The organism is Flavilitoribacter nigricans DSM 23189 = NBRC 102662, assembly GCF_002646595.1.
Classification (GTDB): domain Bacteria; phylum Bacteroidota; class Bacteroidia; order Chitinophagales; family Saprospiraceae; genus Flavilitoribacter; species Flavilitoribacter nigricans.
Genome location: NZ_PDUD01000010.1, coordinates 183624 through 206874, shown reverse-complemented (window position 1 = coordinate 206874; position 23251 = coordinate 183624). Strand labels below are relative to the sequence as shown.

Here is a 23251-nt window from a genome sequence, read left to right as displayed (position 1 = left end):
TTTAGGTATGGACTTATGCCGGTTTTGACGAAGTGGCGACACTTACCGGGTTCCGGCCGATACTCAGGTAGTGGAATCCTTGTTCCTGCATACGTTCCAGATCGTAGAGGTTACGGCCGTCAAAGACCAGCGGTTCTTTGAGTAGCTCCCGCATTACTTTGAAACTCGGAGTGCGGAAAACCGTCCATTCCGTTACAATAGCCAGTGCGTCGGCTCCGATCAGCGCTTCGTACTGATCGTCCATGAACTGGATTTTATCTCCGTAGATCTTTTGTACGTTTTCCATTGCTTCCGGGTCGTAAGCCTTGATCTTGGCACCGGCTTCCAACAGTTCGTCAATGATATACATAGCCGGAGCTTCGCGGATGTCATCCGTATTGGGTTTGAAAGCGAGTCCCCAGATGGCGATCGTTTTGCCCTGGAGATCGTCCTGGAAATGCGTTTTGATCTTTTTGGCCAGCAGGCGGCGTTGCTCAGTATTTACTTTGAGTACCGCATCGAGGATCTGGAAATCGTATTCACTTTCGGTGGCCGTGCGCATCAGGGCCTGGACATCTTTCGGGAAGCAGCTACCGCCAAATCCCACACCGGGGAAAAGGAAGCGTTTGCCGATACGGGAGTCGCTACCCATACCGATCCGAACCATGTCTACATTGGCTTCCAGTTTTTCGCACAGGTTGGCGATCTCGTTCATAAAGGTGATCCGGGTCGCCAGGTAACTGTTGGCTGCGTATTTCGTCATTTCGGCCGAACGCTCATCCATGAACAGGATGGGGTTGCCCTGCCGGACAAAAGGCTCGTACAACTGTTTCATCACATCGCGTGCTCGGGAAGAGCTGGTACCGATCACCACGCGATCCGGTTTCATGAAATCGTCCACGGCTACACCTTCCCGCAGGAATTCGGGGTTGGATACGACATCGAACAGTTCTTCGTCCAGATGTTTGGCCAGAATATTGTGTACCTTTTCCGAAGTTCCTACCGGAACGGTACTTTTATCTACAATTACTTTATAGTCCTTGATCAGGAAAGAAAGTTTATCCGCTACGCCGAGTATGTAGGAAAGGTCGGCAGAACCATCTTCTCCGGGAGGGGTGGGGAGCGCCAGGAAAATGATCTGAGCGTCTTCGATCGCTTCATCGAGCTTAGTGGTAAAACTAAGACGCCCCTGTCGGGTATTTCTTTCGAATAGAACGTCTAGTCCGGGTTCAAAAATGGGGATCTCCCCATTTTTCATACGTTCGACTTTTTTTTCGTCAATGTCTACGCAGATAACCTTATTTCCGGTTTCTGCAAAACAGGTTCCTGTTACCAGGCCTACGTAACCCGTACCAACAACAGCAATATTCATACTTAGAATTGATTTGAAAAGATGGTTTAATGAGATTTAAAGGGTAAAGATAGACAATTTTCAACGGAGAAATTGTAATATTAAAACCCAACAAAACAATGGAACCTAGAGCGGTGAGAAGAAGTTTGGCGGATATCTGGTTTTCTTTTCCTGTGCAGCTGTTGATCCTTCATTTGCGCAGTAATCTGCTATTGATCGGTAGCTGGATCGTACTGCTGTTGATGCTCACCGGCAATATGGGCAGAAAACTGGGGCTGCAGTATCTTTTCCTGGATCCGGAATACCTGGGCGAGGTGAATTTCTGGAGTTTTTTCTTCATTGGTCTTGCGTACGGCGGATTCTTTATGAGTTGGAACTTAACAACTTATCTGCTGTCGGCCCAGTATTTTCCTTTTCTGGCTACACTGTCCCGACCCTTTACCAAGTTCTCCCTCAACAACGCACTGATCCCCCTGGGGTTTTTCGTGTATTACCTGGTCGTGATCATTAATTTTCAGGCGGGTTACGAAAAGCTTTCGCTGGATTCAGTTTTTCTCAATGGACTGGGATTATTATTTGGCGGACTCACCCTGGTGAGCTTTTATTCCATCTATTTTAACTATACCAACCGGGATATATCTTACTACAAATCGGACCGGGAGATGCCGCCCAATCTGGCCAAACCGATCGCTCCCGGCCGGAGAAGGGTGGATCTGGATTACATCAAACTGGACAATAACCGCTGGAAAGTCAAAACCTATCTCAACGAAGCTTTTCAGCCGCGACTGGTGCGCAGCGTAGCCCACTACGAAGCGCGCATGCTCATGAATATCTTCCGGCAAAATCACTTGAATGCGCTGCTCCTGCAGTTGATCACCATGGTGATCCTGCTTATTCTCGGCTATCTGATCGACGTGCCGCTGTTTCGTATACCGGCCGGTGCCAGTATCTTTATTCTGATGAGCGTGCTGATCGCCATTCTGGGAGCATTCATCTACTGGTTCGGAGAATGGATGCTGACCATTTTCGTGCTGTTGCTGGTCTTCATCAATTTTGTGACCAGCTTTGAGGTCTTCGACCACCGCAACCGGGCGTACGGGCTGGATTATCTCGCAGAGCCGGTCACTTATTCCTACGATACGCTGGAGAGCATCTGTTATTCCGACCAGGTGCAGCTGGACAAACAGGAAACAACACGTATCCTGGATAAATGGCGGCTGAAAATGGAACCGCATACGGAAGGTAAACCCAAAATGGTGATCCTTTCGGTGAGCGGCGGTGGATTGAAAGCGGCTACCTGGACGGTCCATGTGGCCCAGACGATCGACAGCCTGATGGGCGGGCAGTTCCTGGATCAGACGGTACTGGTAACGGGCGCTTCCGGCGGCATGCTGGGGATGGCCTACCTGCGGGAACTGATGCTCCGGGAAAAATCCGGAGATTCGGTCAATTTGTACGATCAGGAATACCTGGACAATATCGGTAAGGACCTGCTCAATTCGGTGGCGTTTACGATCATCACCAATGATGTCTTTCTGCCCTGGTCCCGTTTTGAGTACCGGGGTAATGTGTACACTAAAGACCGGGGCTATATCTTCGAGCAGCAACTCAATGAAAATACCGATTCCATCCTCGATAAACCGCTCTGGGCCTACCACCGGGCCGAAGCGGAAGCCCGCATTCCCATGATCTACCTGACGCCATCGATCATCAACGATGGCCGCCGGCTGATCATATCTCCCCAGGGCGTTTCCTTTATGATGGTAGCTCCGGTTGGTCTACAAAAGCCGGAATCCGTTGAGGTGGACGCCGTGGATTTCGGGTGGCTCTTCAAACACCAGGGAGCCAGCGAGCTTCGATTCCTCAGCGCCTTGCGCATGAATGCGACCTACCCCTACGTATTGCCGACGGTGCATCTACCCAGTGACCCGAGCATCGAAGTGATCGATGCCGGTCTGCGCGACAACTACGGTATCCTGTCGGCTACCCGCTTTATTCAGGTCTTTACCGACTGGATCCGGGAGAATACTAGTGGGGTAGTGCTGGTGCAGATCAGCAGCGCTCCCAAGATCGAAGAGGTTGCCCAGAATGACGGTAGCGGGGTGATCGGTTCATTGTTCAACCCGATCGGTATTGCAGGTAAAGTGTTCGATCTTCAGGAGTTCGAACACGACAATAGCCTCGGGTTCATCTACGATCTGCTCGGCCCCGAACAATTCGAAGTAGTCCGCTTCACTTACAAACCTACCGGTGAGTACGAAGCAGCCGTATCGTTTCACATTACGGACGGTGAGAAAAAAGACGTACTGAATGCCATCTCCCTCGAAGAGAACCAGGAGAGTCTGCGTACCTTATTGCGCCTGCTGGGTAAGGATGGACCGCTGGTGAGTGAGTAATGGCAGATCCCGGTAAGTGAATCGCAGGGATCCGCCATTTCTATCTAATGTTTTTAACGACTAATATCTCTGGCCCTTTGTACGAGCTCGATCATTTCGGCCCGATAAGCTTCCCTGTCCTCGCCTTTTGATGTTTTTGCCATTTCGAGTACCTGGTCAAAGTTGAGATCTCCGGCATATTGGGACTTCCGAAGCAACATTCCGAAGCCGGCAACGGCGGCGGCAAAGCGGGTGTTTTCGGAGGCTTTATCAAAAGCAATATCGTCATTTTGGGTATAGAACCGCAGCAACTTACTTTGATCCTCATTGGGCAATTTATAGCGCAGCTTCAGACTTAGCCAGTTGGGATTATCCCGGGCTTCGGGTTTGATCCGACTTTCCTGGAATTCGAGGCCATCAATTGCGGCAGTGGGAGAAGACAGGTCGGCCGGCACCAGTTCGTAAAGTGCAGTTACCGTATGGCCGGCACCGATATCACCCGCATCCTTGGTGTCATCATTGAAGTCTTCATCGGCCAGCAGGCGATTTTCGTAGCCGATTAAGCGGTACGCTTTAACGTGGGTCGGGTTGAACTCGATCTGGATCTTCACATCCTTGGCAATGGTGAAAAGCGTACTGGAAAATTCATTTACCAGTACTTTGCGGGCTTCCTGGATATTATCAATGTAGGCATAGTTCCCGTTCCCGTGGCCGGAAAGCTGTTCCATCTTGTTATCCTGATAATTGCCCCGACCGAACCCCAGGACGGAAAGGAATACGCCGTCCTGTCTTTCCCGCTCGATCATTTCCACCAGAGCAGCCTCACTGCTGGCGCCCACGTTAAAATCACCGTCGGTAGCAAGTATGACCCGATTGTTCCCACCGGGAATGAAGTGATCCCGGGCCGTCCGGTAAGCCAGTTGAATACCCGAAGCTCCGGCGGTACTGCCACCGGCTTCCAGTCTTTCGATCGCATCCAGGATCGTCAGCTTTTGATCGCCGGAAGTAGCCGGCAATACGAGACCGGAAGCGCCCGCATAGACGACAATCGCAACGCGGTCTTCCGGGCGAAGCTGCTGGGTAAGCATCGTAAATGCAATTTTAAGCAGCGGCAATTTGTTGTAGTCGTTCATGGAACCGGATACATCCAGTAGAAAAACCAGATTGCTGGGGGGGATCTGACTGGCGGGGATCTCCCGTCCTTTCAGCCCGATCCGGAGTAATTCATGCTGAGGGTTCCAGGGGCAATGCGTTATTTCCGAATGTACGGAGAATGGAGTACCGTCACGGGGTGGAGCGTAGTCATAGTCAAAGTAATTGATCATCTCCTCCAGCCGGACCGAGCCGGGTCGCGGCCAGTATCCGTCCGCCAGAAATCTCCGGACGTTGGCGTAAGAAGCCCGGTCTACATCAACCGAAAAGGTAGAGAGCGGATGGTTGAGGACTGCCTGAAAGTCATTTTCGGGGAGGTAGTCATAACCTTCAGTATTCATTTCGCCCCCCGTGCTATCCCAGTTACCCGGTAGATTGGGATTGTTTTCCGGGGTATTTGGCGGCGGCGGGGGAGGAGGAGGTGGTGGTGGAGGCGGTGCTGCCGACATATCCATAAACTCTGGTTCGGCGTCTTCCAGGATGATCTCTTCCTGTGGTGCTTCCCGAATCGCCGGACCGGGTTCGTATTGCACGCTTCCCGAATGGTGATTACAGGCGTAGCCGCCGAGTAAAAGCAGCACGTACGGCAGACTTTTGATCAGGTTAGTTTTCATAAGTATGGTTTTATTGAGTGGTTTGTCTGGAAGATGATCGTTTTTGCCGGCTTGGTGTACCGGAAAAGGGATATTTTCCTACTTTCAGGGACGTTTTAAAATCACTGTTTCGAAAAGGACTGCATAAAAATCTGCTTTGGAAAAGGATCTGAGATCATTACGACAATTTCTGGAGGCTATTCATCCGGTCAGTGATGAACTGTGGCAGGATCTCCAGGCCTGCTGGCAACCAGTGGTATTTAAGCGGAAAACTATTCTCACGGCGGCCGGCGAAACCGAACGTTACCTGTATTTCGTTACGGAAGGTATTCAGCGGGCATTTTACCTCGGTCCGGACGATCGCCGGGAAGCTACCGTGATCTTTACCTATCCGCCCTCTTTTAGCGGTGTGGCCGATTCCTTCCTCACGCAGACCCCGTCTACCTTTTACCTGGAAACCCTCACGGCCAGCCGGCTGCTGCGGATCGGTCACGACTCCTACCAGGAGCTGTTGGTGAAACATCCGGCATTTAAGGACCTGACCTTTCATTTTATGGCGCAGGTGATCAAAGGTATCCTGGTGCGTCAGGCCGAGATCCAGTGTTTCACGGCGGAAGAAAAATTCCGGAGTTTCTTAACGCGTTCTCCCCACATGCTGAACCTGGTGCCGCATAAGTACCTGGCGTCTTACCTGAGTATCGACCCCAGTACTTTCAGCCGGCTGCTGGCCACGGCGAAATTGTAGATCGGCGTTTAAAATCATTAATCTTGATCCAGCGCAAGATTTTATTTTTTCAAAGGCGGCACCTTTGTGTTATCAAAAAAATAAGAACAATGGCAAGCTTTCAATCTGAAAAATTACTCGACCGATTAGCCGCCGATGTGCGCGAGATCTTACTGAAAACGGAACCCCTGAAATCACTACCGGAAGCAGAACTGCGGGAGAAACCGACGGCGGATGCCTGGTCGGTGGTGGAGGTGATCGCTCACCTCAACTATTACGCCCGATTTTATGTGCAGGCGATGGAAGAACAGCTCGACGGGCATCAAACCCAAGCCCAAACGGAATTCCACCCGGGTTGGTTCGGCAACTATTTCACGAAGTCGATCGGACCTTCCCCGGACGGTACGGTGAAAAATAAAATGAATACCCCGAAAGATGCACGGCCCCAGGCTCCCGCAGCACTAAGCCCCCAGGAAGAGATCGCGGAGTTTGTGGCCCATCAGCACCAGATCCTGAATTTGTTGCAGATCGCCCGGACCGCTGATCTGGGAAAGATCCGGGTGCCCATTTCATTAACCCGTTTCATACGTTTGAAACTCGGAGACACGTTCCGTTTTGTGATCGCCCACGAGCAGCGCCACTTCCAACAGATCGACCGGGTATTGTCCGTGGTAGCCGAAAAGGTTAAAATAGGATAAGCTGGTCCGGGATAGGTTCTGCCGTCCTTATTCGTCTGTATCCTCAAGCAGATCGAGGATCTCATCCAGATCATCGAAAGATTTAAACCCGACTTTTTCTTCATCTCCTCCTTTCAGGTGTAAGCCTTTAAGGGGGAGTTCCTCCAGGATCTCCGTGACTTCCGCCGGCTTGAAGTTCAGGGCGAGTAGTACCGGAAATTCCCGGCAAATTTCCCGGATCGTAGCCAGCGAAAAAGGAGAACCCGCCTGAATATCCTGCCAGGTGAAGCTGTTCTTTTCCAGGTTGAGCAGAAAGTAACGGATACCTTCCGGTGCCGATTCGAAAAGTTCTTTCAGGTCTTCGGCGGAATGGTAGTAACCCGGAACGATCTCTTTGATGACGGGCAATTCCGATACCAGTTCCCGAATGACCGTATCCGCAGCTACCATGCTCAGTTGCACGGCATCCAGGCCAAGTTCCGCAGCAGCGGTACGGATCTCTTCTGCCGGTTCCAGATTGTATTCTCCGACTATTTCCACCCCATCTACCCATTCCTTGATGGCTAAGGCCTGGGCGGGAGCCATGTAATTGTCCGAACCAGGCGACAGATCAAATCCCAGCCAGTGCACTCCACGGGCGGCAAAATAACGGGCATCCGTCAGATTGGTTATACTCCCGGCTTTTATCTTCGTCTTCAGCATATGTCGTATCTTGTGACCGGCAAAGGTAGTAAGAGCTATTACTTTTTGCATAACTTCCCAAGCGCGAAAATCATTATGGACAGACCAACCTACTACGATCAGGTATTTGCCGTGACCCGGGCCGTTCCGCGGGGGCGGGTCACCACCTACGGTGCTATTGCCGATTTTTTGGCTTTGGGCTCGGCCCGTATGGTGGGCTGGGCGCTCAATAAGGTCGCTTACGATCTGAAAGTTCCGGCCCACCGGGTGGTCAACCGGAAAGGAGAACTCAGCGGCCGGGTACATTTTAATCCACCCCAGAGAATGCAGGAGTTGTTGGAGCAGGAAGGGGTGACCGTCAAAAACGATCAGGTACAGAATTTCAAAGAAATACTCTGGATACCGGCGGATCATCTGAGCCAGGAAGCTTTCGATGAATCTTTTGAATAAACTAAAATTTACCAGTTTAGCGTTTAGTCTACGTTATCCAATCATTTAAAAAACAAGGAAATGCGCATTTTATTAATTGCCTGTTTATTTTTTGTCGGTTTCAGCCTGTCCGCTCAGGCTCAGAATTCGCCGGTGGGTGTCTGGAAAACGATAGATGACAAAAGTGGAGAAGCTAAATCGCACATCGAGATCTACGAAGATGACGGGAAATATTACGGAAAGATCCTAAAGTTGCTCCGGAAAGGGCCCGAAACGATCTGCGAAAAGTGCCCGGGGGCTAAAAAGGATAAAAAACTCGTCGGTATGGTGATCATCGAAGATCTGGAAACTAAAGATGATTACTGGAAGAACGGCAGTATCCTGGATCCGGAAACCGGAAAGGAATACGGCTGTAGCATTTGGTTTGAAGATGGACAGTCCGACGAATTGCAGGTCCGGGGTAAACACTGGACCGGATTGTACCGCACCCAGACCTGGTACCGGGTAGATTGATCCAAAAAAATTACCGGATGAAAGTCCGAAAGTATAGGCTTTAAGGCTGACCGGGTGAATATTTTCACCCGGTCAGCCTTTTTTAATAAAAGATGATCTTGCTTTTGGGCTTTATACTACCTTTGCACACTGAAAACTAGCTTATTAGTAAACTTCTCGACTAATTGGATAGTTAGGAAGAAACGAAACTGGAAACTTTTTTCGAGACAATATTCTCGTAATCAACTCTTACAATTATGAAAATCGTCATTGCCGGGGCCGGCGACGTAGGCTTTCACCTGGCGGAATTATTGGCGTACGAAAATCAAGACATTGTTCTGGTAGATACAAATCTGGAAGTACTGGATTATGCCGCCACCCACCTGGATGTACTTACCCTACACGGAGATGTCACCTCGATCGATATTCTGGAACAGGCACAGGTTTACGATGCCAAAATGTTCCTGGCGGTCACCACTTCCGAAAAGACCAATCTGGTAGCGGCCATTCTGGCCAAGAAGATGGGCGCGAAACAAACCATTGCCCGGGTAGACAACTCAGAGTATCTGGAAGAGGATCAGAAAGTAATGTTCAGGGAACTGGGTGTGGATACGCTGATCTCTCCCCGTAAACTGGGCGCGGAAGAGATCTACCGACTCGTGAAACAGTGTTCCTTCACGGATATTTTTGAGTTTGAGAACGGAAAGATCAATCTGGTAGGAGTAACAGTCGACGATTACTCTCCATTGGTCAATAAGAAACTTTCGGAACTGGAACTGGCTGATTCTACCCTGACGCCGATCCCCATCGCGATCCTGCGCGGGCACCGGACCATCATTCCCCGGGGTGATACGGTTTTTCACCGCAACGACCACATTTACTTCATTGCCCGCAAGCAAAATATCAACATGGTAGAAAGCATCGTCGGCAAAAAGAAAGTAAAGGTCAAAAACGTGATGATCATCGGCGGTACGGATATGGCGGTTGCCACTGCGCAGCGATTGGAGAATGAATACAGCGTTACCCTGATCGAGAGGGAAAAAGAATGCTGCAAAGCTTTTGCCGAAGTACTGAATAATACCTTGATCATAAACGGCAACTACAGCAATATTGATCTGCTGCAGGAAGAAGGTCTGAGTGATATGGATGCCTTTATTGCCCTGACCGGCAATTCGGAAACCAATATCATCGCCAGTCTAACGGCAAAGAATCACGGGGTTTATAAGACCATCGCCCAGGTAGAAAACAAAGAGTATGTGTTCATTTCGCAGAATATCGGGGTGGACACGCTGATCAATAAAAAACTGATCGCTGCCAATAACATTTTCCGCTTCGTGCGTAAAGGACGAATTGAAGCGCTCACCAGTCTGCAGGGGGTGGATGCGGAGATCATCGAATTCCTGGTGCACAAGGAAAATCAGCTTACCCGCAAACCGCTCAAGGATTTACCTTTCCCGGATACGGCCCTGATCGGTGGGGTGATCCGTGGGGATGAAAGTCTGATCCCGAACGGAGATTTCCAATTGCAACGGGACGATAAAGTCATTGTGTTTGCCCTCCCGGAAGCTATCAACCGGGTAGAGCAACTGTTCCGTTAAACCATTCTGATACCATTAGGGGGCAGTAGCGACTGATTTCCCCTCTATTATAAACAGGACCCGGCACACGCCCCGTAGGGTGTATGCCGGTAGATATTTCTGAAATGATCAATTTTAAACCCGTCATCCGGGTCATCGGACTCCTGATCACCATCATTGGGGCCTTCATGCTTTTATCCATCGGTTTTTCCTGGTATTACCAAAGCGGAGATGCCTGGGCACTGATGATATCCGGCTTTATCTGTATCTCGGCTGGAGTACCGGCCTGGCTGCTGATCCGGAAAGACGCTGCCCGTAATATCAAGAAACGGGAAGGTTATCTGATCGTGGCCATGGGATGGTTATCCATGGTGATCTTCAGCGCACTGCCTTATCTGATCAGCGGCGTGATCCCCGGCATACCCGATGCTATTTTTGAATCAGTATCGGGCATGACCACCACCGGAGCCAGTGTCCTAACGGATATTGAATCGGTGCCCGAAGGCATACTCTTCTGGCGAAGCCTAACCCAGTGGATCGGAGGTATGGGTATCATTGTGCTGACGGTGGCTATTTTCCCCCTATTGGGGATTGGAGGGATCGAATTGTTTGTTGCCGAAGCTCCCGGACCCACTTCGGATAAATTACATCCCCGTATCCGGGAAACCGCCAAGCGGTTGTGGCTGATCTACGTATCGCTTACCGGTATACTGGTAGTGATCCTTTATCTGTTGGGGATGAATTTCTTCGATGCCTTCAACCACGGCCTGACGACTATGGCCACCGGTGGATTTTCCACCAAAAATGCGAGTATGGCGCATTTTGATCAGCCATCCATTCAGTACGTTATTGTATTCTTTATGTTTCTGGCCGGAACCAACTATACGGTGCTTTACTACACGCTGAAGCGCCGCTTTAGCAATGTCTGGCACAGTGATGAATTCCGGGCCTATTTATACATCGTTCTGGCGGCGACCCTGATCGTGACGGCCCGGGTATATTCCGTGACAAATCACTCCCTGGAGCAATCTTTTCGGGACAGTATTTTTCAGATCGTTTCTCTGATCACGACTACTGGTTTTGTTTCGGCCGATTACACGGCCTGGTCCAGTGGTCTGACGATGTTTTTCTTCATCATACTGTTCGTTGGGGCCTGTGCCGGTTCGACCAGTGGTGGGATCAAGATCATCCGCCACCTGGTATTCCTCAGAAATTCTTTCTATGAGTTTAAAAGGATACTCCATCCAAGAGCAATCGTTCCGCTAAAAGTGAATCAGAAAACGGTTAGAGGGAAAGTGATCACCCATATTATCATATTTCTGCTGCTTTATCTTTCCCTTTTCCTATTCGGCTCGATCGTCCTATCCGTTATGGGATATGACTTTATGACCTCGGTAGGTGCCGTAGCTACTTCACTGGGTAATGTCGGACCCGGAATTGGTGCAGTCGGACCGGTTGATAATTTCGCCTGGTTGTCTAATGGAGCAAAATTGTTCCTCTCCTTTCTGATGTTATTGGGACGTTTGGAGTTGTTCACGATATTGGTTTTATTTACACCGTACTTTTGGAAAACGAATTGAAACCGCCTTATTTGCAGGGCTTAGCCCCATCTGCCACGGGTGTTATTGTTTGATAAATTGCTTGATAGACAGCGTTTTTTCTATTATCTTGGCCTCATTAGAAAACTATACATTTGTTCACTCTAGGGGTGCCCAGTCACACAAAAAACCATCCAATATGTTAAGATCAATTTTTACAATTATTTTTTTAGTGGCCGTTACTGCTCTTTTCGGGCAGCGAGAAACGGAGGTGGGGCTTCATCTTGGGGTTGCTACTTACCAGGGTGATCTGGCCGTTGGTCCTTTCAATTCCAGGGAGTTTAATCCGGCGATCGGAGTTGTTTACAGAAAGCTATTCACTCCCCGCCTGGCTCTACGGGCCGGTGCAATCTGGTGCCGTCTCTCCGGGAATGATCTGGATTATGGACGATTAAGCAGAGGGGTGGAGTTCAATTCCGGTTTACTGGAATTTACGGTTAACGGTGAATGGCACCCAATGGGGCGGCCGAGATTTACCAATCAGGGATTTTTCACCCGGGCGTTTTCTCCCTATATTTCGATTGGTGCCGGACTGGCGTTCGGCGGTGCTGATGTGGATGTAGTCACTCCCGAAGGAGAATATTTGCGTGAAGATGAGGAAGTCTCTTCCTTTTTTGTTCTGCCGGTTAGTATCGGTTTGCGTTTGGATGTTTCCGAATCCTGGACCGTAACGGTGAGCGCCGGCGCGAGAGCTACTTTCTCCGACCTGTTGGATGGCATTGGTCCGGTCAACAGCCGAGGACACAGTGATGGTAACGATTGGTATATTACGAGTGGGTTAACCTTCCTGTACACCTTCGATGCCGAAAATGGTTCCTTTGACTATTAATCCGTGATCTTTTATAAACGGTTTACCCGTTAAAAAAGCCCGTTGAAATTTCAACGGGCTTTTTTTATTTTAATCCTGTTTCGGATCTTCCTCCTTGATGTCCTTTAGGGCATCCTGGACATCTTTGGTGGCCTTTTCCAGCTCCTTGATGTCTTTCTTATGCTTGGCCAGTTTCTTGACCTTTTCCTCTTCCTTCTTCGCCTTCTCCTTTGCCTTTTTCGCGGCTGCGGGCTCCGGTGTTGCTTCCGTGGCCTTGGCGGGTTCTTTGTCAAAACTCAACTTGCCCTGTTTGAGATTGACGTGGATGGTATCCCCCGCGGAGAAAGAACCTGCGATCACATGCTTGGAGAGTTCGTTGATGATCTCCCGCTGAAGCACCCGTTTCATCGGCCGGGCTCCGAATTGGGGATCATAACCGAGATCAGCCAGGTGATCCATAGCCGGCTCGCTGAGTTTCAGGACCATTCCCTGACGACCGAGCATTTTTACCACCTTCTTCAGCAATAATTTCAGGATCTGGTGGATCTCAGATCGGCTGAGCGGGGTGAACATGATCTGCTCGTCGATCCGGTTGAGGAATTCCGGGCGGAGATGTTCTTTCAGGTGATCAAAAACTTCCTCTTTGGTTGTCTCGATGATCTCGTCGCGTTTATCTTCTCCGACAACTTCGAGATCTTCAAAATTTTCCAGGATAGTTTCCGCTCCCATATTGGAAGTCATGATAATGATCGTATTCTTAAAATTGGCCACCCGACCGCGGTTGTCCGTGAGGCGCCCGTCATCCAGTACCTGCAATAAAATATTGAAGGTATCCGGATGGGCTTTTTCGATCTCATCCAGCAGGATAATGGAGTAGGGGGACCGGCGCACGGCTTCGGTCAGCTGGCCGCCCTCATCGTAACCTACATAACCCGGAGGCGCACCCACGAGTCGACTGACGGTGTGCCGCTCCTGGTATTCGCTCATATCGATCCGAATGATCGCTTTTTCATCATCGAAAAGGACTTCCGCCAGCGCTTTGGCCAATTCCGTTTTACCCACCCCGGTAGGGCCCAGGAAGATGAATGAACCGATGGGGCGGTTGGCGTCCTGTAGTCCGGCCCGACTGCGCCGTACCGCGTCACTTACGGCCCGTACGGCCTGGTCCTGACCGATAAGACGCTTGTGGATCTCCGCTTCGAGATGGATCAATTTGTCTTTTTCACTCTGCAGCATTTTGGCTACGGGGATTCCCGTCCATCGCGCTACCACTTCGGCTATATCATTGGCCGTTACGGCCTCATTGGTAAATCGCTTTTCGTCGGGCAGGTCATCCAGTTTTTCCTCCGCAGCCCGCAGCATGGCTTCCTGTTCCTGCAGCTCACCGTAGCGGATCTTGGCAACAGTTTCGAAGTCACTATCCCGTTCGGCTTTATCTGCGACCATTTCCAGGTCTTCTATCTTTTTTCGGATATTCTGAATGGTATCAACGATCTCTTTTTCGTTGTGCCAGCCGGCCCGGAGACCATCGCGTCTTTCCTTGGCGTTTGCGATCTGTTCGTTGATCGCATTCAGTTTGTTGGGATCCTTTTCCCGTTTAATGGCTTCTCTTTCGATCTCCAGCTGGCGTACCCGGCGATCCCACTCATCGACTTCCTCCGGTACGGAGTCCAGTTCCAGGCGCATTTTTGCGGAAGCTTCGTCGATCAGGTCGATCGCCTTGTCGGGCAGGTAGCGGTCCGAAATGTAGCGATGGCTCAGTTCCGCCGCCGCGATCAGCGCTTCGTCCAGGATCTCGATCTTGTGATAAACCTCGTATTTTTCCTGAATACCGCGTAGAATGGAGATCGTATCCTCTACACTCGGTTCGTCGATCAGTACGGTCTGGAACCGTCGGACCAGCGCCTTGTCCTTTTCAAAATATTTCTGGTATTCGTCGAGGGTCGTTGCTCCGATCGTCCGGAGCTCGCCGCGGGCGAGGGCTGGTTTCAGGATATTGGCGGCATCCATCGCTCCGTTGCCACCACCGGCACCGATCAGCGTATGGATCTCGTCAATAAACAGGATGATCTCACCTCCGGATTCCGTAACCTCCCGGATGAGCCCTTTCAGTCTTTCTTCAAACTCTCCCTTATACTTGGCTCCGGCGATCAGGCCGGCAATATCCAGCGTAAAGATCTTTTTGGTTTTAAGATTTTCGGGAACATCACCCTTGACGATACGCCAGGCGATCCCCTCTACGATGGCGGTTTTACCTACTCCGGATTCACCGACGAGGATGGGGTTGTTCTTTTTGCGCCGGGAAAGGATATGCAGTACCCGGCGGATCTCTTCATCCCGTCCGATGATCGGGTCGAGTTTACCCGTTTCAGCGCGTTCGTTGAGGTCGATGGCAAATTTGCGCAGGGCATTATAGCTGCCCTCGGTACTTTGCTCGGTTACCTTTTTGCCTTTTCTCAACTCCTCAATAGCGTCGCGCATACCTTTATCGTTTGCGCCCAGCTTTTTTAGCAATTTGGCCCCGGCATCGGTTCCCTGAACGATGCCCAGCAACATCAATTCAACGGAAATGTATTCATCTCCGAAATCCTTGAGCATGTTTTTTGCCCGACTGAGCGCCCGGTTGGCGTCGTTGGTGAGGTATTGTTTTTCGGCCCCCTTTACTTTGGGGTAATTTTGAATGCCAGATTCCAGATCTTCCCGCAGAGCAGCTAGGTTCACATTTACTTTTTGCAAAACAAAGGTGATAACATCTTCGTCGGTCTCCATCATTCCTTTCAGCAGGTGAATGGTATCTACCTGTTGCTGGTCAAGGCCGGCGGCGATGCGCTGTGCTTTTAAAATGGCTTCCTGGGCTTTTATCGTGAAATTGTCGTAGGTCATTAAATCACTTCTTTGTGAGATCCAAATATAAGCAATGCTTATTATAAACAACGAGTGCTAAGAAGGGGCTTATTTCCTAAAGAGCAGAAAATTTATCGGTAGACCTAGGAGGATTATCGACGAGGCAGGTTATGAAACGGGGCGCGAGAAGGTGTGGTGGAAGTGTTTATCGCGGGAATGGAAACAAAATAAGCTACAAAAGGGCATATATGCAAAGAGCAGGGTAGGGCCCCTGCTCTTTGCCATGTCCTCTCGGTGGACAACGATCAATGTACCCCATTCGGGCTACCGGTAACGGCCAGGGATGCTTCCTCATGGAATTTCAGCCCACGAACGGAGCGGTATTCCGCCAGGTGGGCAAGATACTGTTCCAGCGCGTGCCGCGTATCGGATTCGATCAGCGGATAAAGCGGCTGGTCGAGCGCTTTGACCAGTTCCAGCGCGGACTGGACTTTTTCATCCCAACTGGCGAAGTAGGTATCGAGGTCGTATTTGCCTACTTTTTGCCGGCAATTGGGTTGGGCACAGGAGAGCGGCATTTCGGCTTCCAGGTTGAACAGACCGTACTCATCGGTGATCTCTTCGTCCGGATAAATATCCCGGATGGCGATCTCAAAGCCATAACCCGTACTCATCGTATTGCAATTGCAACAGTGGTTGACGTATTTGGCATGATCCCAACTGAGGATACGGTATCCCCGTTCATCGATATAGCTGTATTTTTCGACAGCTTCCTGTAGTACAGGTGTCAGCAGTGCGTATTGATCGGCACTTACCTCCAGTTCCAGGGCGTCCTTCACGTAGACAATAGTACCCTTAGGGATGAACCGGGTCGCAAAAACCCCGCATCCTATGGCACCATTGATGAACCGCACCTGGGTGTTCGGATGCATCATGTGTTGCTAAGTTTGTAATAATGTTGGGAAATAAAGATGGGACTAATCCTCATCGTCTAACTGATCGTAGTACAGCAGATCGTCTTCATCTTCGAAATCTTCGGATAATTGGTAACGGTTAATCTTGTATTTAGTCTTGTTAACCGGTGTGAGGCGCCTGCGTCGGGGCCCTTCTGAAGTGTGGTTTTGAGCGGGAGCATTTTGCTTTTGCTTCCCGGTCTTCTTTTTATCTTTCATGATAAAAATAAAAGTGCAGCTAAATCAGCTGCGTGACTTTAGTTAGAAAAACAATATAAAATTGAGGAAAAAAATTATAAAAGTCAATACTTAATTTATCCGTTCTGCCCCTGTTGGGCTACTTCTTTTTCCGTACTCTTTGCGGGCCTTAATAAGGACGCCAATACTCCGATGAGCAGTGCTGCAAAAATAACCACCAGCGAAACCCATCCGGGCAGGTGAACGTACTCGTGCGCCAGCATTTTCAGGGCCACAAACACCAGAATAAATACCAGACTGTATTTCAGGTAGACAAAACGGTTGAGCATATTGGCCAGTACGAAATACAGTGAACGCAACCCAAGAATGGCAAAAATATTGGAGGTGAATACCAAAAACGGGTCCGTAGTGATCGCAAAGATGGCTGGTATAGAATCAAAGGCAAACATGATATCGGTGGTCTCCACCATCACCAGCGCTACAAAAAGGGGCGTACCGGCGCGAATGTGCCGGATCTTGACAAAGAATTTTTCACCGTAATAGGATTTAGTGATCGGAAAGTATTTCCGCAGCAGCCGGATCGTCGGGTTTTTGTTCGGATGGACCTCTTCGCTGGACGTCAGCATTTTATAAGCTGAATACAGCAGGAATATCCCAAAAACGTAGATCATCCACTGGAACTGTTGCAGCAGGACAATACCAAATGCGATCATTACACCCCGGAAGAACAGGGCTCCGAGAATTCCCCAGAACAAAACCCGGTGCTGGTACTGCTCCGGCACCTTGAAATAGGCAAATATCAGCGCGATCACGAAGATATTATCCATACTGAGGGACTGCTCCACCAGATAACCGGTCAGGTAGTCGATAGCGGCCTCCATACCCCCCATGGGGCTTTCGATCCAGTTCTCTTCGTATGCGAAATAGACGAAAATACTGAAGGCAAGAGACAGGCTCACCCAAAGTGTGGTCCATCCGGCAGCCTCACGGGTGCTGATCACATGGGAGCGCCGGTTGAAAACGCCCAGGTCCAGGGCCAGTAAGATGAATACCAGTATTAAAAATCCTATCCAAAACCACATTCTGACAAACTCTATAACGATGAAATCGGGTGTAACTCTTTATAGAGTAACCCTGCTGGTAATAAATAGTTTGATGCAACCAGCGGTATAAAGACTAACTTTTACCTAAAAGTCACTTCTCTCTTTCTCAATGAGAGAAAAAATCCCTAACGGCTCTCAACTGCTCACTATTCCCCAGAATAATGAAGCTACTATTGGGCAGAAAGGCCGTATCCGGCGGTGGATTGACGATGTATTTACCGTTCGGTTGCTTGTAACCGATGATGTTGGCCCCGGTTGCATGGCGTACGCCCAGTTCCCGGATGGTCTTATGCTGATATTCGGGAGAAAGCTTGTCAAAGCTGATCTCTTCAAAGCCGATATCGGAATGAAAATCATTGGTCAGGAAGGAAAAGAACTCCACCGCACTCGGTTTGCTCACCAGGGTGGCCATATAGAAACCTCCGATCTGGTCGGGCATCACAACGTGGTTGGCACCGGCTTTGAGCAATTTTTTGTTGGTGCGGGGATCCCGGGCCCGACTGATGATCTTAATCTCCGGATTGATCTGCCGGGCCGTCAGTACAATAAAGACGTTTTCGGAATCGTCGGGCAAAGCCGAGATAATGGCCGCCGCCCGGTCGATACCGGCTTTCTCCAGCGTTTCATCGGTGGTGGCATCCCCTTCGATGTAGAGAATGGGGTCTTCACTTTTCTGGATGTTCTCGATCAGTTCGGGGTCTTTGTCGATCACAATGTAGGAGAGCTTGTGGTCGTCAAAATGGGCAGCCGCTTCTCTCCCGTATTTGCCGTAGCCGCAGAGTATGATGTGATCTTCCAGTTTTGCAATTCGGTTATTGATCAAATTGAGGTGCATTTTTTTGAAAATTTCTCCCTGAATGATGAAGTAGGAAAAAACCGCCAACAAATACGCAAAAATTCCAATGTTGGCCAAAATTAAAATAGTGGTAAAGATCCGTCCGGCAATATCCAGCGGTTGTACTTCCGTGAAGCCTACCGTGGAAATGGTAATGATGGTCATGTAGATGGCCTCCTCCGCCGAATAGTTCTCCAGGATCATATACCCCAGCGTACCCAGCAGCAATTCGGCCATCAACAGGCCCAGCGCCAGTTGCAGGTTCATCAGCGAGGATGGAACGGAATAGCCCCAGCCAAGGTTAAGGAACCGATCTTTTTTTTCTTTTTTAATAGCCATAGTGCTACAATCGGGTCATTAGACGTTCAAGAGATTCTTTCAACAATCGTTCCATCTTTTCGGAGCTGAACGGCATCTGACCGTTCATGTCCAGGGCGATGAAACCGTGAACCAACGCCCACCAGTTCATAAAAGTGCTTTCGGAATCAGCGACCCCCGCCTGGGCGAGAATGCGGTAAACGACCGAAGCCGCTTTCTGTAGCCCCTTGCTTTCCTCATCGGACGGACAGTGAATGCCACCGAGATTGAACATGACCTGATAGTATTCGGGTTTTTCCCGTGCGAATTTCCAACTGGCCAGTCCCGCTTCGACTAATTGTTTCTTGGGAGGCAGGGACGGATCGAGTGCCTTTTCTACCGCCTGCTGAATTCTTTCGAACCCTTCTTCCCGCAGCAGCAGCAGGAGTTGGTCTTTATTACCGAAATGCTCGTAGATCACCGTGGTGCTGTATTCCACCTTTTCGGCCAGTTTGCGCGTCGTGACGGCTTCCCAGCCGTTCTTCCGGGCGAGACTCCGGGCGGATTTCAGGATCTTTTTTCGCAGTTCGGCTTTTTGCCTGGCTTTTCGTTCTTTTATCCCCATAGGCTGTTTTAGAAATCACTTTTTCAAAAAGTAACAATGTTATCTCTGTCGACAAATCTAAGTGTTGTGTTTGCGTAAAGCAAGGTAAACACTGGCTAATTTTAAAATAAGCACCTAAAATAGAATATCTTTAAGCTTGTAATCACCATCCTAGATTATGGCAAAGCATAAGGATCCGTTCAAAGCCAGAATTTCCTATACCTCTCCCGAAGATCCGCTTTTTCGCCGGTTGCTGATGGGGACGGTGGAATACGCTACCGGAAGAAAAAGACTGGAAAAGGTCTATTCCCGGGTGAAAAAAATACAGCCGGGCCGGGGAGAAGTCTGGCAACTCATACTGGACGAACTGGACGTCAGTATGATCTTTGATGAAGCCCAGCTGCAAAAGGTCGCTCCGGACGGGCCGGTGATCGTCATTGCCAATCATCCCTTCGGGGTGGTGGACGGCCTGATCCTGGGACATCTCCTGTCCCGGATGCGCGATCGATACTTTGTACTCGTCAACGAGGTACTTTGTCGGGAAGAACTACTTGCACCCTACTTCCTGCCGATCGATTTCCGGGAAACCAAGGACGCCTTACAGACGAATATCCAAACCCGAAAAACCGCCCTTGAACGCCTCCAGGCCGGCGAGATGATGGGCATCTTTCCTTCGGGAGGAGTCGCAACTGCTCCCAAAATGTGGAAAAAGGCGGAAGACCTGGAGTGGAAACGCTTCGTGGTTAAACTCATTCAGCAGACCCGGGCGACCGTGCTGCCGATGTATATCCACGGCCGCAACAGCCGGCTCTTTCAACTGGCCAGTCAATTTAGCCTGAGTTTACGGTTGAGCTTGTTGCTGAACGAAGTGAAAAATAAGATCGGCAAAACAGTATTGATCTCCATCGGAGAGCCGATCCCTTTTACGGAAATTGCCCACCTGAAGGACCGGCAGGAGTTGCTGGACCATTTGCGGCAAACCACCGAAATGCTATCATCAAAAATTCCCGGGGTACTATGAGTTTTTTACTAAGAGATCTGGAATCGGCCCTACCGCAGGATATTGTTGAGAAAGGATTGCAATACCTTGCTTCGGATCTGGTGGACAACTTAGCGGAGCAAGATGGACAATGGGAGGCAGATGTGCAGGGAACGCACAACTATAAAGTAAATATTGATCTGGTCGGGGATCAGGTGGAAAACTGGTTTTGTGACTGTCCCTACGATTGGGGACCGGTTTGCAAACACGTGGCGGCGGTGCTCTTTGCGATCCGTACGGATAAAGGAGAATCGGATCTGGCCAAAATGCCTTATTTCACCAAAATCAGGGCACAAACAGAAGAAGCGGACCCATCCAACGAGAATGAAGCTCACCCCGAATAAAATTATTGCTTATGAGTCAGGAACTACAGACTGTCTGTTACCGTGTTCAACTGAAAGCTGATTCGCTGGATAGTGTCTACGAATGGTCCCGGGAGCTCAACGGTCGCCAGCCGGAAGCCCTGCAAACGCTGGAAGAGGAAGGTATTTTCCTGGAAAGTGTCTTTCTGGAACGCACCGATACAGGAAATTACCTGATCTACTACATGAAAATGCGGGATCCGAAAAAGGCTGCGGAAATCTTTGCCGCGTCTAAGCACCCGATTGATGAATACCATCGAAATTTTCAGCGTGCGACCTGGGAAAAAGGAGAACGGCTGGAGTTACTGCTCGACCTGGATAGAATGAAGCTCAATCTCTAAGCAGCATCTTCCTGTCGGATCACCTCCTCCAAACTCTGCCGGTGAAATTTCACCCCGAATCCGTCGTAAGACAACTGTACATCCGCATTGATGGCCTTCGCCAGGCCGTGGGTTTTGAACGGCAGCGCAGGAAAGCGGGCCACAAAATCCTCCAACGGCTGATCGATGACAAACTCTACATGTTCAAAGCCCTCCGGATAGGGGCTGCCCGCTTTCGGAGCCGGCAGTTCCAGCACATATATCTCCCGCTCCTGGTAACGGATCGGCTCGCGCAGCCGAAAACTGGCGATCGGCCGTCCGCCGATGAGATTTTCACCGAGTAAATGGCCGATACCAGCCAAGTTGGTCTTTAGATCCTCGTAGCGTTCGTGGTCTGCTACCCGGTAGCAGATGTGATCCAGCTCATAATTGCTGACGTCGATGCCGTCATTTGCTAATACGGAAAAAAGCTGATCGAGGAAAGAGGTGGGAGCACCGAGGAGTTGATCGATGGGAGTCATGGAAAGGAGATGAAATAGATATGCCAAGGTAGATATGCCAGAAAGAGATATGCCAGATTTTTAAAATCTGGCATATCTGTTACGTTTAGACGGCTACCGCACCGTACAACTGCTCCCGCTGGGCTTTAATGCTATCCGATTCCAGATAATCATCAAAGTTCTGCAGGCTGTCGATCATGCCGCCCGGGGCGATCTCGACGATCCGGTTGGCAACGGTGCTAAGCAGTTTGTGGTCATGCGATGCGAAGATCATGTTCCCTTTGAAATCGGTCAGGGCGTTGTTGAGGGCCGTGATGGATTCCAGATCAAGGTGGTTGGTTGGTTCGTCCAGCAGTAGGAAGTTAGGCTGGTTGAGCATCATCTTGGAGAGCATGCAACGCACCTTTTCTCCTCCGGACAGTACCCCGGATTTCTTGTGCACTTCTTCTCCCGAAAAGAGCATCCGGCCCAGGAAGCCGCGGATGAACTGCTCATCTTTCTCTTCGGAGAACTGACGGAGCCAGTTGATCAGGTCCAGATTGTTTTCCGCGGAGAAATAAGCGTCATTCTCGTTCGGCAGGTAATCGAAGGTGATGGTCTGTCCCCATTCTATCGTGCCGGTCTTGGGTTTGATCTCTCCCGCCAGGATCTGGAAGAAGGCCGTGATGGCCGAACTTTCCTTGCTGAGCAGACCGATCTTTTCGTCCCGGTTCATGACGAAGCTCACCTTGCTGAACAGCAATTCACCCTGCTCGTTCTCGTAGCTGAGATTGTCTACGCGCAGGATCTGATCACCCGGCTCGCGCTCGGGCTGGAAATTGATAAAGGGATACTTCCGGGTAGAAGGTTTGATCTCTTCCAGGTTCAGCTTATCGAGTGCCTTTTTCCGGCTGGTGGCCTGCCGTGATTTCGAGGCATTGGCGCTAAACCGCTGGATGAACTCCATCATTTCCTTCCGCTTCTGCTCGGTCTTTTTGTTCCGGTCGGCCATCTGTTTGGCCATCAACTGGCTACTTTCGTACCAGAAGGTGTAGTTACCGGTATAGAGCTGGATGCGCTGAAAGTCGATGTCCACCATGTGGGTACACACCATATCGAGGAAATACCGGTCGTGAGACACCACGATCACGGTATTTTTAAAATCTGCGAGGAAATCGGCCAGCCAGGAAACGGTTTGGGCGTCCAGGTCGTTCGTAGGCTCATCGAGCAGCAGAATGTCCGGATCGCCGAACAGCGACTGTGCCAGCAGTACCTTCACTTTTTCCGGCCCGCTCAATTCCTTCATCTGCTTGTAGTGCAGACTCTCGTCGATCCCCATATTGCTGAGGAGTTCGGCGGCATCACTCTCCGCGGTCCAGCCACCCATTTCACCGAAAGTATTCTCCAGCTCAGCGGCGCGCAGGCCGTCCGCGTCCGAAGCATCCGGGTCCATGTAGATGGCGTTTTTCTCCACCATGATATCGTACAGCTCTCGGTAACCCATGATCACGGTATTGAGCACTTCTTCCTCTTCGAATTCGAAGTGGTTCTGCTTCAATACCGCCATGCGGTTGCCGGGCTCGATATTTACCTTACCGCGGTTGGGGTCGATCTCGCCGGACAGAATTTTAAGAAAAGTAGACTTACCGGCTCCGTTGGCACCGATTACACCGTAGCAGTTGCCCGGGGTGAATTTGAGATCTACCTCGTCAAACAGAATTCTTTTTCCGTATTGTAATCCTAAGTTGCTAACTGATAGCATTCAAGTGGTTTTTTTAGTA

General features: G+C 50.1%; 22 protein-coding genes. 11 read left to right on the top strand and 11 right to left on the bottom strand.

Features of this window, described 5'->3' with window-relative positions; genetic code table 11:
- Window positions 1-13: 13 nt before the first annotated feature.
- A complete protein-coding gene (locus CRP01_RS07060; RefSeq protein ID WP_099149316.1) occupies window positions 14-1351 on the bottom strand; it encodes a UDP-glucose dehydrogenase family protein in 1338 nt (445 codons plus the stop codon).
- A 98-nt stretch (window positions 1352-1449) separates the two neighbouring features.
- On the opposite strand from CRP01_RS07060, the gene CRP01_RS07055 reads away from it, so the two are divergent.
- Entirely contained in the window at window positions 1450-3726 is a 2277-nt protein-coding gene (locus tag CRP01_RS07055) for a patatin-like phospholipase family protein (RefSeq protein ID WP_143473301.1), read from the top strand.
- 53 nt (window positions 3727-3779) lie between these two features.
- Here the strand turns inward: CRP01_RS07055 and CRP01_RS07050 are convergent, their stop codons facing one another.
- Window positions 3780-5471 (bottom strand): vWA domain-containing protein, encoded by a 1692-nt coding sequence (locus CRP01_RS07050; RefSeq protein ID WP_099149314.1) that lies wholly within the window; start codon window positions 5469-5471, stop codon window positions 3780-3782.
- 136 nt (window positions 5472-5607) lie between these two features.
- Here CRP01_RS07050 and CRP01_RS07045 point away from each other — a divergent pair, with 136 nt between their 5' ends.
- Window positions 5608-6195: a Crp/Fnr family transcriptional regulator gene (locus CRP01_RS07045; RefSeq protein ID WP_099149313.1), complete on the top strand. Its 588-nt coding sequence runs from the start codon at window positions 5608-5610 to the stop codon at window positions 6193-6195.
- Window positions 6196-6284: 89 nt separating this feature from the next.
- Complete coding sequence (locus CRP01_RS07040) at window positions 6285-6872, top strand: DinB family protein (protein WP_099149312.1); 588 nt, start codon at window positions 6285-6287, stop codon at window positions 6870-6872.
- A 27-nt stretch (window positions 6873-6899) separates the two neighbouring features.
- Here CRP01_RS07040 and trpF read toward each other — a convergent pair whose 3' ends face one another.
- Entirely contained in the window at window positions 6900-7553 is a 654-nt protein-coding gene (trpF, locus tag CRP01_RS07035; RefSeq protein ID WP_170110265.1) for a phosphoribosylanthranilate isomerase, read from the bottom strand.
- Between the two features lie 75 nt (window positions 7554-7628).
- Here trpF and CRP01_RS07030 point away from each other — a divergent pair, with 75 nt between their 5' ends.
- The 5 genes from CRP01_RS07030 (at window position 7629) to CRP01_RS07010 (ending at window position 12457) form a co-directional block, all read left to right on the top strand.
- Window positions 7629-7982, top strand: coding sequence for an MGMT family protein (locus CRP01_RS07030; protein ID WP_099149310.1), 354 nt, complete (start codon window positions 7629-7631; stop codon window positions 7980-7982).
- A 60-nt stretch (window positions 7983-8042) separates the two neighbouring features.
- Complete coding sequence (locus CRP01_RS07025) at window positions 8043-8474, top strand: DUF2147 domain-containing protein (RefSeq protein ID WP_099149309.1); 432 nt, start codon at window positions 8043-8045, stop codon at window positions 8472-8474.
- 236 nt (window positions 8475-8710) lie between these two features.
- The gene (gene trkA / locus CRP01_RS07020) at window positions 8711-10051 is read left to right on the top strand and encodes a Trk system potassium transporter TrkA (protein ID WP_099149308.1); all 1341 of its coding nucleotides are present in this window, start codon (window positions 8711-8713) and stop codon (window positions 10049-10051) included.
- A gap of 104 nt (window positions 10052-10155) precedes the next feature.
- Entirely contained in the window at window positions 10156-11610 is a 1455-nt protein-coding gene (locus CRP01_RS07015; protein WP_099149376.1) for a TrkH family potassium uptake protein, read from the top strand.
- A gap of 157 nt (window positions 11611-11767) precedes the next feature.
- Entirely contained in the window at window positions 11768-12457 is a 690-nt protein-coding gene (locus CRP01_RS07010) for a DUF6089 family protein (protein WP_099149307.1), read from the top strand.
- Between the two features lie 69 nt (window positions 12458-12526).
- Here the strand turns inward: CRP01_RS07010 and clpB are convergent, their stop codons facing one another.
- From clpB to CRP01_RS06980, 6 genes are all read right to left on the bottom strand, one after another.
- Window positions 12527-15319 carry an ATP-dependent chaperone ClpB gene (clpB, locus tag CRP01_RS07005; protein WP_099149306.1) on the bottom strand — a complete coding sequence of 931 codons (2793 nt, stop codon included), beginning with the start codon at window positions 15317-15319 and terminating at the stop codon, window positions 12527-12529.
- Between the two features lie 266 nt (window positions 15320-15585).
- Complete coding sequence (locus CRP01_RS07000) at window positions 15586-16215, bottom strand: SET domain-containing protein (protein WP_099149305.1); 630 nt, start codon at window positions 16213-16215, stop codon at window positions 15586-15588.
- Window positions 16216-16257: 42 nt separating this feature from the next.
- Window positions 16258-16452 carry a hypothetical protein gene (locus CRP01_RS06995; RefSeq protein ID WP_099149304.1) on the bottom strand — a complete coding sequence of 65 codons (195 nt, stop codon included), beginning with the start codon at window positions 16450-16452 and terminating at the stop codon, window positions 16258-16260.
- Window positions 16453-16547: 95 nt separating this feature from the next.
- Window positions 16548-17513, bottom strand: a complete 966-nt coding sequence (locus tag CRP01_RS06990) for a TerC family protein (RefSeq protein WP_099149303.1) — start codon at window positions 17511-17513, stop codon at window positions 16548-16550.
- Between the two features lie 127 nt (window positions 17514-17640).
- Entirely contained in the window at window positions 17641-18708 is a 1068-nt protein-coding gene (locus tag CRP01_RS06985; protein ID WP_099149302.1) for a potassium channel family protein, read from the bottom strand.
- A 4-nt stretch (window positions 18709-18712) separates the two neighbouring features.
- Complete coding sequence (locus CRP01_RS06980) at window positions 18713-19291, bottom strand: TetR/AcrR family transcriptional regulator (RefSeq protein ID WP_099149301.1); 579 nt, start codon at window positions 19289-19291, stop codon at window positions 18713-18715.
- Window positions 19292-19448: 157 nt separating this feature from the next.
- Here CRP01_RS06980 and CRP01_RS06975 point away from each other — a divergent pair, with 157 nt between their 5' ends.
- The 3 genes from CRP01_RS06975 to CRP01_RS06965 are packed head-to-tail and all read left to right on the top strand — an operon-like array spanning window position 19449 to window position 21012.
- Window positions 19449-20291 carry a lysophospholipid acyltransferase family protein gene (locus CRP01_RS06975; protein ID WP_099149300.1) on the top strand — a complete coding sequence of 281 codons (843 nt, stop codon included), beginning with the start codon at window positions 19449-19451 and terminating at the stop codon, window positions 20289-20291.
- Window positions 20288-20653, top strand: coding sequence for an SWIM zinc finger family protein (locus tag CRP01_RS06970; RefSeq protein ID WP_099149299.1), 366 nt, complete (start codon window positions 20288-20290; stop codon window positions 20651-20653). Before CRP01_RS06975 ends, CRP01_RS06970 begins: the two co-directional genes overlap by 4 nt.
- Window positions 20654-20664: 11 nt before the next feature.
- The gene (locus CRP01_RS06965) at window positions 20665-21012 is read left to right on the top strand and encodes a DUF6176 family protein (protein WP_099149298.1); all 348 of its coding nucleotides are present in this window, start codon (window positions 20665-20667) and stop codon (window positions 21010-21012) included.
- On the opposite strand, the gene CRP01_RS06960 is transcribed toward CRP01_RS06965, so the two are convergent.
- Window positions 21009-21512 (bottom strand): VOC family protein, encoded by a 504-nt coding sequence (locus CRP01_RS06960; protein ID WP_143473300.1) that lies wholly within the window; start codon window positions 21510-21512, stop codon window positions 21009-21011. The two genes, CRP01_RS06965 and CRP01_RS06960, sit on opposite strands and share 4 nt — an antisense overlap.
- Window positions 21513-21597: 85 nt before the next feature.
- Entirely contained in the window at window positions 21598-23232 is a 1635-nt protein-coding gene (locus CRP01_RS06955; RefSeq protein ID WP_099149296.1) for an ABC-F family ATP-binding cassette domain-containing protein, read from the bottom strand.
- Between the last annotated feature and the right edge of the window lie 19 nt (window positions 23233-23251).